Source organism: Mastigocoleus testarum BC008, from assembly GCF_001456025.1.
Classification (GTDB): domain Bacteria; phylum Cyanobacteriota; class Cyanobacteriia; order Cyanobacteriales; family Nostocaceae; genus Mastigocoleus; species Mastigocoleus testarum.
In genome coordinates this window covers 123,068-137,782 of record NZ_LMTZ01000096.1, presented here as the reverse complement: position 1 = coordinate 137,782, position 14,715 = coordinate 123,068, and the positions used below count along the sequence as shown (strand labels likewise).

Genomic DNA, 14,715 nt, shown 5'->3' with positions numbered 1-14,715 from the left:
GCAAAAATTGCAGTCATTACTCTAGAGTTATTCAGTATTGATTCAAAAATAGCAAATAATGCTCGCTGCTGGGATTTTTAAAGTCGATAGCAGGCAGTGAATCGTCAAAAACAAGATTAATAGAAATTATTGTTACTTCAATATTGTGGTACGGAACGATCTATATTTTGAGAATATGCATCGATCCCGCCAACTATATTTTTTACCTCTGTAAATCCTTGAGATATTAACCATTGACACATATGAGCAGAACGGATTCCATGATGACACAGAACTAGTGTTTCCACGTGGGGATCTAAATGTTCATGGATTTGTTGTGCCCACTTATCGTGTTTGCTTAACGGGAGGTTAACAAAGCCCTCTATGCTAGCAATTTCGACTTCTTGAGGCTCGCGGACGTCTAAGAGTTGGAGGTGAGGAGTATCTTTCTTAAGACGTTGTGCCAGTTCTTCTACACTAATTTGACCAGCAGGTTGAACAAAATAATTCCCAGACATGAGGTTTTGTAAACAATCTTAGTAATTATCATATTGACAGAAAAACTTCGCTTTAGCATGGGTAGATGCATGAATAAGTTAACTAAAATTGAACAATTCGTTAATTTTAAATACGTATATTTGACTATACCCTCTGAAGATAAAGCTAATTTGGTATGTGGTTTTTGATAAAATTTGCTTGAAGTAGGATAGCAAAAGTAAACAAATACTAATTTTCACTCATTAAATTATTAGTCTACTTATATACTTAAAGTGTTATGGTGTAAATTAATTTTTAGAAGTTATACCTGAGAATTTTGATTTAACCTAGAAGCCGCTTTTCTTTGATTGGGAAGCGGTTTTATGTTGGCTGATTTTTTAGTATTTGAATTGGTATTCGGAAATGTTAACTTATCCACGGGGAAATATTTAGATATTTTTGAGATATTTGAATTTAGATATTTGAATATCTTATTTTGTAAGCGTTCGGAGTACACCGAAATTATTGTTCCTTTCACCATTTTTTAGTCGTTATTTTTTTAGTTGTTATTATTTATTCCAAAGCCATTGTCATCAAGTGCTATTTGTTTAGCATTATCCCCATAACAGAATAATTGAATTCCTATACAAATAATTATGAGTCGCAATTATGATTAAATGCTCGTTATTTAAGTTTATTGCAGCCAGCATTATGGTACTGCTATTGATTTTTAGTGGTGGTTGCAATTACTTGGAGAGTGCAAATTCTTCTAGTCCAAAGATAGAAAAAAATAACCTAGAACAACCAATATCAGCAATTTTTGTCTCCAAGCAAGCTCCAGTTATGTTGTCAATATTACTAAGTAAGGAGGGTTTACAATCTGTAAAGCGTAATCGAGAATTCTCAATAATCGAAGAAAATTTATTTACTAATACTGATATAAATTTCAAAAAGGATGTTGAACCTTGGTTAGGGGATGAAATTACCCTTGCTGTGATGACTGCGGATCTGGATCGGGAAGTCGAAAATGGTAAACAACCGGGTTATCTAATGGTCTTAACCACTAAAGAGCCGGAAAAAAGTCGTGAATTTGTAGAAATATTATTTTCTAAACGGGTTTTAGCAGGTACGACCCTGAAGGTAAAGCGATATCAAGGTGTAAAGCTAATTTACGATCAATTGCAGACAGATTCATTTTATCCTACCGGAGATCCAAATCAATCCAAACAAACAAACTCTCAATCTGAAATAAAAAGTAATTTGGCTGCAGCGCTAGTTGGCGATCGCTTTGTATTATTTTCCAATACACCAAAAATTTTGCGTCAAGCAATTAATAATGTTCAGGCTCCTAATGTTAATCTGGTGAGTTCTAAAAAATATCATCAAGCTTTAAATAAATTATCTGATGAAAAAGCTGCTATAGCTTTTTTGAATCTTTCTCAAATTGCAAATTGGCAGGATTTGGAGCTAAAAAATCTTGTCTATGATAGTCAAATTATTTCTTTAAATTTTAATTCTCAACAATTAATTGCAGAGACTAGTTTGCTTGCAAATAAAGAGACTTCGGCAACTTTATCTCCATTATCTCAACCAGTTGCAGCATTAAAATATATTCCTAAAGGCGCGGGTTTAGCCATTTCTGGTACTGATTTAAGTAATTTAAGTAACACCAATGTTGCTCAATTTTGGCAACAAACACGGGTTGCTTTTTCCCCATCGCCAGAAAATAGAATTTCTAGATTAGTTCAACCTCTGGAAAATCTGACCAACAATTGGGGATTGAATTTATCGAAGGATATATTTAGTTGGGTAACAGGTGAATTTGCTTACTGTTTGTTACCTTCGCAAGAAAAAATCGAGCCGGACTGGATTTTTGTCGCAGAAAAATCACCATCTACTTCTGAAGGAATTGCTCGCTTGGATGAAATTGCTCGCACTAATAATTTGAGCATCAATCCCTTTCTTCTCGGAGAACAAAAAATTTATGCTTGGACGCAGCTAACAGCAAATACTGAATTATCCTCCGCAGGTGCAAAAGCACAAAACTTTGCAATTGAGACAAAAGTTCGTGGAGTGCACACAACAGTAGATAATTATGAAATTTTTGCCTCATCTGTTGAAACGATCAATCAAGCATTAGCAGGGAAGGAAAGCTCTTTAATCAATAACAAAAGTTTTAAAGATAGTATTGCCCAAATTCCTGAATCAAACCAAGGTTATCTCTATATTGATTGGAGCAAAAGTCGAGAAATTTTAGAGTATCAGTTACCAATACTACGTTTAGCTGAAATTGTTGGCAAACCATTTTTCCAGAAATTACACTCACTGACTATCAGTAGTTACGGTGAAAACTCAGACACTCTTCAAAGCAAAGTGATACTCCAAATGGACGCCTCGTAAGCGGTACCAACCAACTAAAGTCTCAGCTTAATTGGGGTTTACAGTTTCTCAGAGCTAAAGTCCAACAAGATGTGCAAAATTTAATGTGACACATCTTGTTAAATTCTTATTACTTTTTTAGCTAAAATATTAGAATATAAAAAACTACATTAATTAATTTATGCAGCGGAGGTTTATGATTAGGAGTTTACGCCTTCGTTTACAGCAATACAAGGCTTTAAATTATTTTTTATTCCTCAGTGTATTTTCTGCAATATGGACTTTTAACCCAGTGTCTGCAGATACTTCCCACTTTGGTAAATTAACTTTATCACCTGATTTCAAGTCCGTTGGGAAAATGAAAGTAACAGGACACACAGGTGGTTCTTACTCCCTATCAGCTATTAGTAACCGCGATCGCGAGCGAAACTTATGTATTGGTTTTGCTGATACAAAGCCAGACCATATTTTAGTTCTAGAAAAAGATTTTTCCCGGTTGTCACTTCAAGTTGATAGTGGCGGTTATGACACCACCTTGCTGCTTCAAGGACCGGGTAAGAAAGAAGTTTTTTGTGGTGATGATACCGGGGATAGCAAAGATGCTAGTGTTGAGGTCTCTAACCTCAAATCAGGAGAATACAAGCTCTGGGTTGGGACATTTAAGTCCGGGATGCGCCGTGAATACAGCATTTCTATCGAACAAGAATTAGAGACCAAAAAATAAAAAATAAAAACAACTGTAACTACTTATTGAAGCACCTAATTCATGATTGTTTTTGTGTGTTACCATATTTTATGGTTAATGTAAACAAAATTAACCAATAAGTAGATAGCATTATTAACTTGCGACTAAAGTAATGCATTTTTTTTGATACACACCAATCAGGCGCTGCATTACCGGAAGAAAAATAAATGTATCTTATTTTTTTGTCTTTTGAGTTCTAAAGACAAGAATTAGCTTAGTGTCAATAAATAAAGTACTTCTGATTTATAATCTCAAGTTAAACGATCTAACTAGGTTGCACTTTTTATCCAATTACATCCGTTGGAGACAATCTTCGCTTGAATTGGCTAAATTCTATATCAATTCGGGAATCACTGTTAGCTATTTGCTTGCATAACATCTAGTAGTTTTATTTTGTTAACAATAGACTACAAGTACAAAAATTCTTGTTAAGAGCTTTGGGAAGTTAATTCTATCCACGGAAAAGCTTAAAGAGTTAAAAGCTGATAAATTTATAAATTTAATTTTTTTACCTTTTCTACTCTTTTCCTAATTCATCTTGGATGTAAATTAGATGTAAATCAATAATTAAAATTAAAATCATAATTATAGTTTTAATTTTTCACGACATCAAAGTCTTAATCTCAACAAACTCAATCGTTGTTAACAAAAACCGGCTACTGATTTACTGTATCAATTTATCAGCATGCTAAATAAAAAAAATAAAGTGAAGTAATAATATTTATGCCTTAAAGTACTGTAGATATTGACTTATATTAATCATTTATTATTTCCTAAATTTTAGGTGGCTGTTCTGGGTAATTATCGTCAAAAGTCAATAAGAATTCACTATTAGTTATGACACTCGATTTAAACACCCAAGGTAATATTGCGAAAATAGGGACTTGTGAAGTGCATTTACCCAACGGTGAGGTTGCTCCTCTCTCGGAGGTTATAGAAGCCTGTCCGTACACTTTAGACTTTAATTTATTGTATTTCTACAAAATCATCCAAGACTTTGTGGCGTTAGATATTTCTCATAAAGATTATCATTTCTTGCTGACCAGAAGAGTGGATGAGCTACCACAATTTCCCTCAGATAAATTGCAAAATCTGATTGTTTTTTTGTTGGGAGATGAATGGTGTAGAACACCAAGTTATGCATCCGATGTACTAGCAGTATTTAAATGTTACGGCTCAACTCCAACCCTTGAGTTTCATCAATCTAATCTTTATCTTAACTCCCTAATTTTATTGCAATATATCAGAGTTGTATTTAAGGGTCTGAAAACATGGGGAGTCAAAAGTAAAAATGTTTTTCCGTTTCCTCTTGGTTATTTTCGACAGTCTGACTTACCAACCGTTCCCATTCTGGAAAGAACTTGTGATGTGTCCTTTATCGGTAGTCTGAAAAATTCGCCGAAACAAGGATTGCTCAAAATGTTTGGGTTCTTTAAAAGTCCAAAAATTGTATCTAGACAATCAATGGTTTCATGCGTCTCAAAATGGCAGGGTGCTGATCGATATAATGTTGACGTGCGATTGACATCCAGTTTTCCCCATGCGGAAAAAACTTCGGAATTTGGAGATTATTCTGAAAGGTTGATGAATACAAAAATTTGTTTATCCCCTCGGGGAACTTCATTGGAAACCTTTCGTTACTTCGAAGCCCTGCGTTATGGATGTATCTTAGTATCTGAGCCTGTACCTAATTATTGGTTTTATAAAGATTCTCCAGCTATTTATCTGAATGATTGGAACAAACTACCTCAGCTTTTAGAATCGTTGCTAGGAGATACACAACGCTTGGAGGAACTGCATCATAAAGCTTTAAATTGGTGGCAAAATCGATGTAGTCCCTCTGCTGTTTCTTCGCAGATGTTTCACAATCTGAAGTAAAAAAATAAGTGAAATATTAGTGGGAGAATAATTTTCTCCCCACAAGTTTCGGGTAAAATTAGCGTAATTTTACCTATAACTTTACGGTTAACCGATCTAATTTATTCTGAAAATGCTTATTTGTTTGAGTAAAATTAGCCTGAAAAGTCTGATTTTTCGTTTTTTTAAATAAATGACCTCAGAGCGCTAAGATAGTCATAGCTTATTTAGCAAAATTTATCGGTACCGTATTGTGCTATCTACAATGCTTGCAGATTTTCGCATCATTTTTGAACGCGATCCCGCCGCACGGAATTGGCTAGAAATATTATTCTGCTATCCCGGTTTACAAGTTCTGCTATTCCATCGTCTAGCCCATTGGTTATATCATCTTGGCTTACCCTTTATTCCCCGATTCATTTCCCATATTGCTCGTTTACTAACTGGAATTGAAATTCATCCAGGAGCTGTAATTGGGAAAGGTGTGTTTATAGACCATGGAATGGGTGTAGTCATTGGTGAGACTGCGATCGTAGGAGATTACGCACTCATTTATCAAGGTGTAACTCTTGGTGGGACAGGTAAAGAATGTGGTAAACGTCATCCAACCTTGGGCGAATGTGTAGTTGTAGGAGCCGGAGCAAAAGTCCTAGGTAATATTCAAATAGGTAAAAATGTGCGAATTGGTGCTGGTTCCGTCGTACTACGCGATGTACCTTCTGACTGCACAGTTGTTGGGATTCCTGGAAGAATAGTTTATCGCTCTGGAGAGCGGGTAGATCCATTAGAACATGGAAGACTTCCAGATGCGGAAGCACAAGTAATTCGTGCATTAGTTGATAAAATTGAATATCTTGAGGAGCAAGTTCAGCTACTGCAAGACTCACAAACAGTCCCTTCAAAAAATTATTTTGCTACAGCTGCAACAGCTTTAAATGAATCGCATTTATCTCAAACTCATTTATTTGAAGAAGGTCATCATTTACAACACGATCGCAAAAGTTGTGATTTGGAAGATAAAGCAATAGAAGAATTTCTAGATGGTTCTGGAATTTAGGGGTAGAAACTATTTTAAATTCCAATAATTTTTCCACTGCACTTGTTTCTCTTTTTTACACAAGTGTTTTTTTTGTTTGGACAGAAATCTTTTGAAATAAAAATCTTTTGAAATAAGCATTTTAGTGAATTTGAGGAGTCAGGAGCTAAGGGTAAGATATATTGCCTTATTTTCTAGTGTTTTAGCTGTACCTGACTTAACTGAAATTTGTTATTTTTATTGTGATTGCTGATGATTATTATACTGGTGATTGTTGTACTGATGGTGGTTGAATTGAGAATAACGTTGAGCTAAATGATATTTGTGCCCAGCTAGAACCATTGCAAAGAAACCCCACATAACCATACCAGGAACTCCTAGCATTCCACTACTACCTAACAGAGTACAAACCATACCGGTACTAATACCTCTAGCAGCTGCCATGAAGGAATCAAAACGTACTTCCGTAAATTGAAATATTTTATAAATTAATAACAAAAGTCCGCCTAGGTAGAAAGTAACTCCAAACCAACCTAGGGTGAAGAATGTATCTAAAAATCCACTATCAACTACCAGCTGTTCTAGTAAACCTTTTTTGTTAATAATATATGTATTGCCAATACCGTTGCCCAATGGATCGGTCAAAGCTTTATTTAAACCTTCTTCATATATTTTTTGCCTAATTTGGGCACTATTATCATTCTCCAAATTGCCAAAAGTTTCAAAGCGATCGAATATTGGTTCAGAAAACTCTTCAACAGTCAGCAATGGGAGTACGCACAACACCATGATTAGGAAGGTTATGATTAAGCGTATTTGTAAGTTTGATTTAAGGGAACCAAAGAAAGAAACTACTGCAACAAACCATCCACCCCACAAAGTACGGACAGTGGTTAACAAAAACGCAATATAACCCGCAGCAGTTGCAGGTAAACGGAAAAAGTCCTTATTTTCATTATTGAAAAGTAAAATCAAAGCAGCCATCATTACTGATGCAAAGGGAGCTGGGGATGCCATTGTACTCCACACACGCAGACCTAAAGGTTCTGGGGTACCCATCGAATTTAGCTTAGTACTTTCAAGCCAAAATACATCCCAAGCTGGGGCAACCAAATACTGATACATCCCATAAAGCCCCATGATTAGTGCGCCCCATAGAAAAGTACGTTGAGTATTCTTGCTATATTCAGGATAACTACGCCAGTTAATGAATAAATAAAAGGCAAAACTAATCGGAGTTAACCAGTCCAAAAGTCCCCTAGTTGCAATCATGACTGAAGGAGCTTTAATTAGTCCGATTAAAAAGCCATAAAATATTGCGATAAAAGCCAATACAAATGGTAAACCACCCTCCCGAAGAGATTTCGGTAGGTATTTCAAAGCAGTATGAAGGGTGATTAAAGTAACTAAAAATTGAGAAACCAGCATAAAGCGACTGGGATCCCAACCAGCCTTTAAATCTATCATACGAGAAACAAAAGGGGTTACAAACCACAGCCACCAAGTAAAACTGATGTAGAGCATGGGGTATCGTAAATATAACAGAATACCCACAGCAAAAGAAAATAAAACATACCCCGGACGGAGAATACTTCCAACACCGGCTAAAGTACATACTGTTGTAAATAAAATAAACGAGAAAATCGCTGCCCAAGCTAAAGGTGGTTCTAAACCGAAGGAGAATTTTTTTTGGGGTTGTGAGTTTCCTGGTGTGTGGCTGTGATTCACTCTACATCTGCTCCACGACTAAATTGTTTAGCAATTAGGCTTTGTATGTCACTATCTGGATATTTTTGTTAGATATTTTTTTGGATGTATTTTTTTAGATTATATTTTTGGCTTGGGATCATTTATACCCAGGTAGAAGAAATTGTAATAATCAACGTAGTAATTGGAAATAATGCTAGCTAAAAATACCTTATCAAAATTTTGTTGCTTGCCAAGTTTGCCAACCTTCCCATCTACCTTGTAAAGATGCAAGTAATTTCTGACTCGCAAGTAAACCTTGGGTAGGTAAAAAGCGTAGCCATTGTACAAAACCCATTGAGTCGCGGGTTCCTACAAATATCGACCATAGTAAAAACACTAGTTTTCGTAGGGGCGACAAATGTTCTAACAAAGCTAACGTTTCATTATGTACAGCATTTGCTAAAGCCCTTCTATTAAAGGAATTACGCTTATCTTCATCAAAACGCTGAGCAGGATAATGATTAACCGCAATATTAGGATCGTAAATTAATTTCCAACCAGCTCTTTTTAACTTTAAGCAAAACTCAACTTCAAAATGTACTTGAGCTCCACTACCAAGCATTCGCTTGTCAAAACGCCATTCTCCCATGGCTACGCGGCGGAAACTCATATTTACCCCTTTAAGGATATCAACTTCTCGGGGCTCCCCAACGCCAATATGATGGTTTCCGACAGTTTTACCAAACCACAACAAATGACCGACCTTATTAGAAGCACCATCTTCTAGATCGTTCCCATGGTAAACCCAGTCACGTCCTCCAACACCACCAACCTTATCGTCCTTTAAGTAGTGAGTTTCTATTTTGGCTAACCATTCGCTGTGTGGTTCTGCATCGTCATCTGTAAAAGCAATAATTTCAGATGAAGCATTATCAATTCCAGCATTCATCGCTGCAACCACCCCAGGTACAGTAACTTTTACAATCTGTAATTGTAAAGTGTTGGGTTTGAAGCTTTCTAAAAAAGACCAAGTATTGGCATCCGTATCTCGAACTATTACTATAACTTCATCAGGAAGTCGGGTTTGCTTTTGCAAGGCTTCCAGACACCGTGCCAAATCCTTTGGGCGGCGATAAGTAGGTACAATAACCGCAATACTCATTTAATGCTCCATCTCCTCAAATAAATCCACATAGTGTTGCGCCATCAACTTCCAGCTATGTTGTTCGGCAATTGTTCTTGCTGCTTGCCCCATTTTATTTCTTAGCTCGGGATTACTCGTTAGCATCTGCAGTGCTTCTGTCAACGCTTCAACATCTTCGGCATCTGATATTACTATTCCAGCTTCTGGTTTTACCAAGTCTGCAGCTCCTGTTGAACTGGCGGTGATTACTGGTATACCTGTAGCCATTGCTTCTATTACTACTAACCCGAAAGGTTCATAGCGGGAAGGAAATACCAAAAAGTCTGCAGTTTTCATTAATTGGGGAACATCTGATCGATAACCCAAAAAATGAACTCGTTGACTTAAATTTAAAGATGCTGCTAAATCTAAATAGGGGCTACCCTCAGTGACTCCAGCTACTGCTAAATGTAATTCAGGGACTTTTACTAAAGCGCGTAGCACCGTATCTAAATTTTTGCGTTTGATTCTGATATCCCCAGCAAATAATGCTAACGGAACTTCTTGAGGTAGATTCCACTTTTGACGATCGCAATTTCCCGGCGTAAATTCCTGCAGATCCACACCATTGGCGATTACCCTGATTGATTCTGGTAATACGCCAATTTCTAATAAATCTTCACCAACTTTATTCGAGACTGCGACTACTTTTTGCGCTTCTTGAAAAGCTTTCTTCTCCCAATTAGAGTTTAATGCGGTATAAAACCACTGATAGAAATTGTAGAAAATTTTTCGGGGGTTAACTCGTTGATTGTTGGATGAATCTTCAGTTTTTTGAGTGGTAAATTTTAACCAAGAACTATGAACGAAATGTACAGCATTAACCTCCCCTTTTGCCCAGGTGATAGCACCATTTGCTTTAACTAAATCTATCTCAGAACGATGTTTTTGAAGCCAATTACTACTGCGCCAAGCAAATAAGAGGTTACGAAATAATTCCGTAGGTAAGCCTTTAACAGAAATTGGGATCCAATTAACTAGATTATTGTCTTGTAATTCTGGTGCAACTCGGGAGGCGAGCAAAGTAACCTGATGCCCGCGTGCGAGTGCTTCTTGAGTAACTTCATAATTTACTCTACCCTGGCCATCGCCTTTGACAACACTATGGGTAACAATACACAGCTTCACGCTTAATCTATCCTGAATATTTTTTATTTACTATTGCAAAATACAGATATATAGCAAGGAAAATATATTTTTAAGGCCCAAATCTTTTGAATATCCAACAACCTTTAATCATTAAATACTTATTGGTACGAACTTAAACAGAAGATGGATTCCATAGTTTACCAATATCTGCACGACGAATAATTTCTGGCCAAGCTTGAATAGCACCTTTCTTTAACAAGTAACCAGTCATATGTATGAAATAAAATACAACAAATGCTATTAGCTTAAAAGGATTAGGGGATAAGTTTTTATATCGCTTAATACCAACATAAAGTCTAGCGGCTTCTATATGTAATTCATAATTGCTTACAGCACCAATTCCAGGACTATAAAGAGTACTAGATTCTTCAATAGTGCTGTTCACTATTAGCGTGGAACAAGGTAATATTTTATAGCCACCTTTAATAGCTCGCAAACATAGTTCTGCATCTTCATAACCAAAATATATATTTTCATCCCACTGTTCTTCAACAAAAAAATGTCTGGGGAATATTGCTGCATGAATGACAACAGTTTCTGGAATATCGCTAGCTTGAAAATATCCTTGAAAATTTAGTCTGGATGGTAAAAGCGCTCCATCATTGTCACCAAACTTACTAATTCCAGAGAGTATAGTATATTTTCTTTGAGTTTCTGGAAGTTTTTCGTACTCCTTAATCGCAGAACCAATAAAGTCAGGTTCTACACAAATATCATCATCAACAAAAGCAACAAAATCAGCTTCAGATTCTCCAACAGCATTCACAGCATTATTGCGGTTTGCACACACACCGCGACGGGGACCAATAATATAGGTTGTGCCTGGGTATTTCTCAACTATTTTTTGATTTTGCTTCTGAACTTCAAGGGTAGGAGAATCGTCGGAAACAACTATCGATTTGGGCTTAACACTACAATTCCACAATGCTTTAAGACAATCATCTAACTTGTGGGTACGATTTCTTGTTGTAATACAGGCTGATATTTGCATTATATTTACCTCGTCAAAATAAATGAAAGCTATATAAATTATTCGCGTCTAAGTCTTAATTTATAAAGATTAAGATTTCATTGACAAATTCAATAGGATTGATATTATTTAACTCTACATAATTATTTAATTTTTTATCATATTATTCCTCAAAATACTAAGCATTTAACTTATTCTTTCAGTTTTCATTAGGAATAATGTGGTAACAATGAAACCTCAAAATTATATATTGTTGTTCAATTGACCCAACTCCTCCCCACCGTCTATCAAAAAACATTAATAAATAGTCAGTAAACCTAAAATTTTGTAGCTATTTTCGTGTTAGTAAAGCTCAGAATTAAAGCAACTATAGTCCGCCAATGAAGTTTTTGCTTTAACGAGCGCCAAAAATAAGGACGTGCAGCCTCAAGTTCTTGGGAACGCATTAAACCAATGCCCAAATTGGTGCTTACTTGTGCCCATTGCTGTTGAAAATAAGGTTTAAATTCTTGGAGACGCTCATCAGCCATAAATTGTTCGTAGCAAAAAATATCAGCTTTTGCTTTACGAATTTTGGCTTTAAAGTTAAGTTTGCCACTTTGCATTGTGTCTGTTTGCTCGTGCTCGCGATAAAAAGTTAGTTTTTCCGGACAGTAATAAGCACCATTACCGGAGCGACAAAACAAATAGTTTAAATAAACATCCCAAGAACCCCCCACTTCTGCAGGGATGAGATCCCAGTCAATAAAATCTCGGCGCATTAATGCAGCAGTTGCAGTAGAAACTGAGCGATCCAATAAACCTTGTCGGTAAAAAGGTTGATAAATCCCTTCAGCAAGATTGTTACGTTTATAAGAATTAGAACATTTTCTAGTTGCAGCAATATCAACCTCACCATTTGCATCAATGATGTAGTGGTCGCAAAAAGCTAATGATAAATTGGGATTTGCTTCCAGTGGAGGGATAAGCTTTGCCAGAAAGTCTTCCGCCCACATATCATCATCTAGAAGACTTGCAACATATTTTCCCCGAGCCATTTTAAAGGCTTTCATTGTATTAGCGAACATACCCAAGTTTTTTTCATTACGGGAGAAACGAATTCTTGGATCTTGAAAGGAATCAATAATTTTTTGGGGATTCTCTGGACTGCAGTTATCAGAAACAATAATTTCAATATTTTGGTATGTTTGACTAACTGCACTTTTTAAAGCAACCAGCAAATAATCTGGTCGGTTATAAGTAGGAGTAACAATACTTACTAGTGGTTGTGATGATTTGATATCCTTAGTCATATTGAACTCGAAGTTTGTAAGTTCCCTGCTCGCAGCAAAGTTAATCTTGATCGATCTTAAATTAAGTTTGGTGAAAATTCTCTGATGGTGTATATGTAATTCTTCCTTTCTTAAATCTGATATTCCGAATTTTTGTGATTTTTTATATCAGACTAGTACTTTAAGGGATAATGTAATTATCCAAAAAGCAAGAATACATCAGGGAAAAAATACGGACATTTGGAGTTCATAGGTGCTTTAGGAGTAAACCCAAAAGGAAAACTACTTTGCAAACTGTTTTGTATTCTTTTGACGAGAAAGAAAACTGTTCTGAAAATATATCTTGAAATTTTTTGCCCAAAAACGCGTCAAATAATAAATTCTTTCATACCAACTATAGAATTTCCATCCAAGTATTAAGCCTGAAATAGAGCAACTTTCACCGAAATTCCATATTTTTTGTTCGTAATATTGCTCTCGCCGCAACTGAAGATTACGGGATAAGTCTACTCTGTGGGGACAATTTATATTTTCCAAAAATTCATTAATATATTTATTTGTCATTTCTATACCCAATAGAGCTTTAGTTGTTTGTTCTTTTGTGACCTCTGCAGAAGCGTGATTATTTGCACCATGAATGCGATAACCTCCAAGAACTAAATTGATTGTTTTAATTTTCCCCAAAAAAGCAGTGCTATATATCAAACAGCCATCTGCCCATATCCTCCATCTGATGGGATCGATAGGAAATACCTGCTCGAGAATACTACGACGATAACTTAGAGCCGAAGTAGGAGGAAAATTCCAAGCGTTTCCTGTTTGTATCACAACCTTTGCTAAGTCTTCGCCCAGCTTATATCTTTTGGGAGATTTAGTTGTAAGCAGATTTCCATCAGAATCAACTTCCTCTAATAAATGCATTACTCCTACAATTTCAGGTTGTTGAAAAATTTCTACAATCTGCTGTAATTTATTTGGCTTCCAAACATCATCTGCATCTAAAAAAGCTATTATTTCACCATTGGAAGCTTGGAAACCTGTATTGAATGCACCACCTTGTCCTTGATTTTCTTGAAAAATCGCCTTGATTTTGTTTGGGTATTTTTCTTGTAGTTCGAGAATAACTTCTCGGCTGTTATCCTTAGACCCATCATCTACTACTATAATTTCAAATTTTTGATAGTTTTGGGCAATCACCGATTCAATAGCAGTATTTAGATACCGAGCATAATTGTAATTAGAAATAATTATGGAAACCTTCATTTTTCCCAAATCCTTGGAACAATAATTGTTAGTAATTTTGATTTCAGGAAATTTGGTTTGAGTACACTTATTTACTATTTTTTTATTGAGTCTATAAATTCCTTGTACTTTCTTAATTCAAGCACTCAAAACCAAATTATGAATTATATATTTTTAAATCTTGATCAAAAGACAACTCATTACAGGATTTTTTCAAAAGTAACTACACAAGCAAAGTACTGTTAGTGCTTCCTATTTATAACTTTTGAAGAAATAATTTAAAGAAACCCTTTTAGGGAAATAATTCCTAGATAATCAGAGCTATAGGAGCTTATTTTATTGCTCTTAAAATATCTTCTACATATATATCAAAAGTCAAATATAAAACGGAATATATTTACTTTGTCTTTTTTAAATTAAAATTTAAAGCCCAATATTCTTGATAAAAGCTTTAACATACGAAGGATTTATTTCTATAAATATTATTCCCAAGGCAAAATTTATTTTAATAACAATTAGTATGAAAATTATGCCAATAACGGTCAGAAAAAGGATAATGTAGCACTACGCGCAAGTCAAAATATGTAGAGCCATATTCTGTAGATTGTCTGCGACCACCTTGTAACGCAAAAAAAATAATTTTGCTGACATTATATGTTGACTGCACATATGTATCGGAACTACAGCACTTTGCAAGTAGATGAGGTACATTTCCCCTGTTCCCTGCATTATTCAAAG

11 protein-coding genes are annotated in these 14,715 nt (G+C 35.5%); 4 read left to right on the top strand and 7 right to left on the bottom strand.

Annotated elements, in window-relative coordinates:
* Window positions 1–137 precede the first annotated feature (137 nt).
* Window positions 138–497, bottom strand: coding sequence for a rhodanese-like domain-containing protein (locus tag BC008_RS20705; RefSeq protein ID WP_027840290.1), 360 nt, complete (start codon window positions 495–497; stop codon window positions 138–140).
* A gap of 628 nt (window positions 498–1,125) precedes the next feature.
* Here BC008_RS20705 and BC008_RS20700 point away from each other — a divergent pair.
* From BC008_RS20700 to cysE, 4 genes are all read left to right on the top strand, one after another.
* The gene (locus BC008_RS20700) at window positions 1,126–2,856 is read left to right on the top strand and encodes a DUF3352 domain-containing protein (protein ID WP_027840289.1); all 1,731 of its coding nucleotides are present in this window, start codon (window positions 1,126–1,128) and stop codon (window positions 2,854–2,856) included.
* 175 nt (window positions 2,857–3,031) lie between these two features.
* On the top strand, window positions 3,032–3,559 hold the full coding sequence (locus tag BC008_RS20695; RefSeq protein ID WP_058183802.1) for a hypothetical protein: 528 nt from the start codon (window positions 3,032–3,034) through the stop codon (window positions 3,557–3,559).
* Window positions 3,560–4,417: 858 nt separating this feature from the next.
* Complete coding sequence (locus BC008_RS20690) at window positions 4,418–5,458, top strand: glycosyltransferase family 47 protein (RefSeq protein WP_027840288.1); 1,041 nt, start codon at window positions 4,418–4,420, stop codon at window positions 5,456–5,458.
* Between the two features lie 232 nt (window positions 5,459–5,690).
* Window positions 5,691–6,494 carry a serine O-acetyltransferase gene (gene cysE / locus BC008_RS20685; protein ID WP_027840287.1) on the top strand — a complete coding sequence of 268 codons (804 nt, stop codon included), beginning with the start codon at window positions 5,691–5,693 and terminating at the stop codon, window positions 6,492–6,494.
* 216 nt (window positions 6,495–6,710) lie between these two features.
* Here cysE and BC008_RS20680 read toward each other — a convergent pair whose 3' ends face one another.
* The 6 genes from BC008_RS20680 to BC008_RS20655 form a co-directional block, all read right to left on the bottom strand.
* Window positions 6,711–8,201, bottom strand: coding sequence for an O-antigen ligase family protein (locus tag BC008_RS20680; RefSeq protein ID WP_027840286.1), 1,491 nt, complete (start codon window positions 8,199–8,201; stop codon window positions 6,711–6,713).
* Window positions 8,202–8,394: 193 nt separating this feature from the next.
* Window positions 8,395–9,324 carry a glycosyltransferase family 2 protein gene (locus BC008_RS20675; protein ID WP_027840285.1) on the bottom strand — a complete coding sequence of 310 codons (930 nt, stop codon included), beginning with the start codon at window positions 9,322–9,324 and terminating at the stop codon, window positions 8,395–8,397.
* On the bottom strand, window positions 9,325–10,473 hold the full coding sequence (locus tag BC008_RS20670) for a glycosyltransferase family 4 protein (protein WP_027840284.1): 1,149 nt from the start codon (window positions 10,471–10,473) through the stop codon (window positions 9,325–9,327).
* Between the two features lie 133 nt (window positions 10,474–10,606).
* Window positions 10,607–11,485, bottom strand: a complete 879-nt coding sequence (locus tag BC008_RS20665; protein ID WP_027840283.1) for a glycosyltransferase family 2 protein — start codon at window positions 11,483–11,485, stop codon at window positions 10,607–10,609.
* 296 nt (window positions 11,486–11,781) lie between these two features.
* Complete coding sequence (locus BC008_RS20660) at window positions 11,782–12,756, bottom strand: glycosyltransferase family 2 protein (RefSeq protein ID WP_027840282.1); 975 nt, start codon at window positions 12,754–12,756, stop codon at window positions 11,782–11,784.
* 261 nt (window positions 12,757–13,017) lie between these two features.
* Entirely contained in the window at window positions 13,018–13,998 is a 981-nt protein-coding gene (locus BC008_RS20655) for a glycosyltransferase family 2 protein (protein ID WP_027840281.1), read from the bottom strand.
* Window positions 13,999–14,715 lie beyond the last annotated feature (717 nt).

Coding starts and splice junctions, on each gene's coding strand:
- BC008_RS20705 (WP_027840290.1), bottom strand. CDS start 497: ATGTCTGGGAATTATTTTGTTCAACCTGCTGGTCAAATTAGTGTAGAA.
- BC008_RS20700 (WP_027840289.1), top strand. CDS start 1,126: ATGATTAAATGCTCGTTATTTAAGTTTATTGCAGCCAGCATTATGGTA.
- BC008_RS20695 (WP_058183802.1), top strand. CDS start 3,032: ATGATTAGGAGTTTACGCCTTCGTTTACAGCAATACAAGGCTTTAAAT.
- BC008_RS20690 (WP_027840288.1), top strand. CDS start 4,418: ATGACACTCGATTTAAACACCCAAGGTAATATTGCGAAAATAGGGACT.
- BC008_RS20675 (WP_027840285.1), bottom strand. CDS start 9,324: ATGAGTATTGCGGTTATTGTACCTACTTATCGCCGCCCAAAGGATTTG.
- BC008_RS20665 (WP_027840283.1), bottom strand. CDS start 11,485: ATGCAAATATCAGCCTGTATTACAACAAGAAATCGTACCCACAAGTTA.
- BC008_RS20660 (WP_027840282.1), bottom strand. CDS start 12,756: ATGACTAAGGATATCAAATCATCACAACCACTAGTAAGTATTGTTACT.
- BC008_RS20655 (WP_027840281.1), bottom strand. CDS start 13,998: ATGAAGGTTTCCATAATTATTTCTAATTACAATTATGCTCGGTATCTA.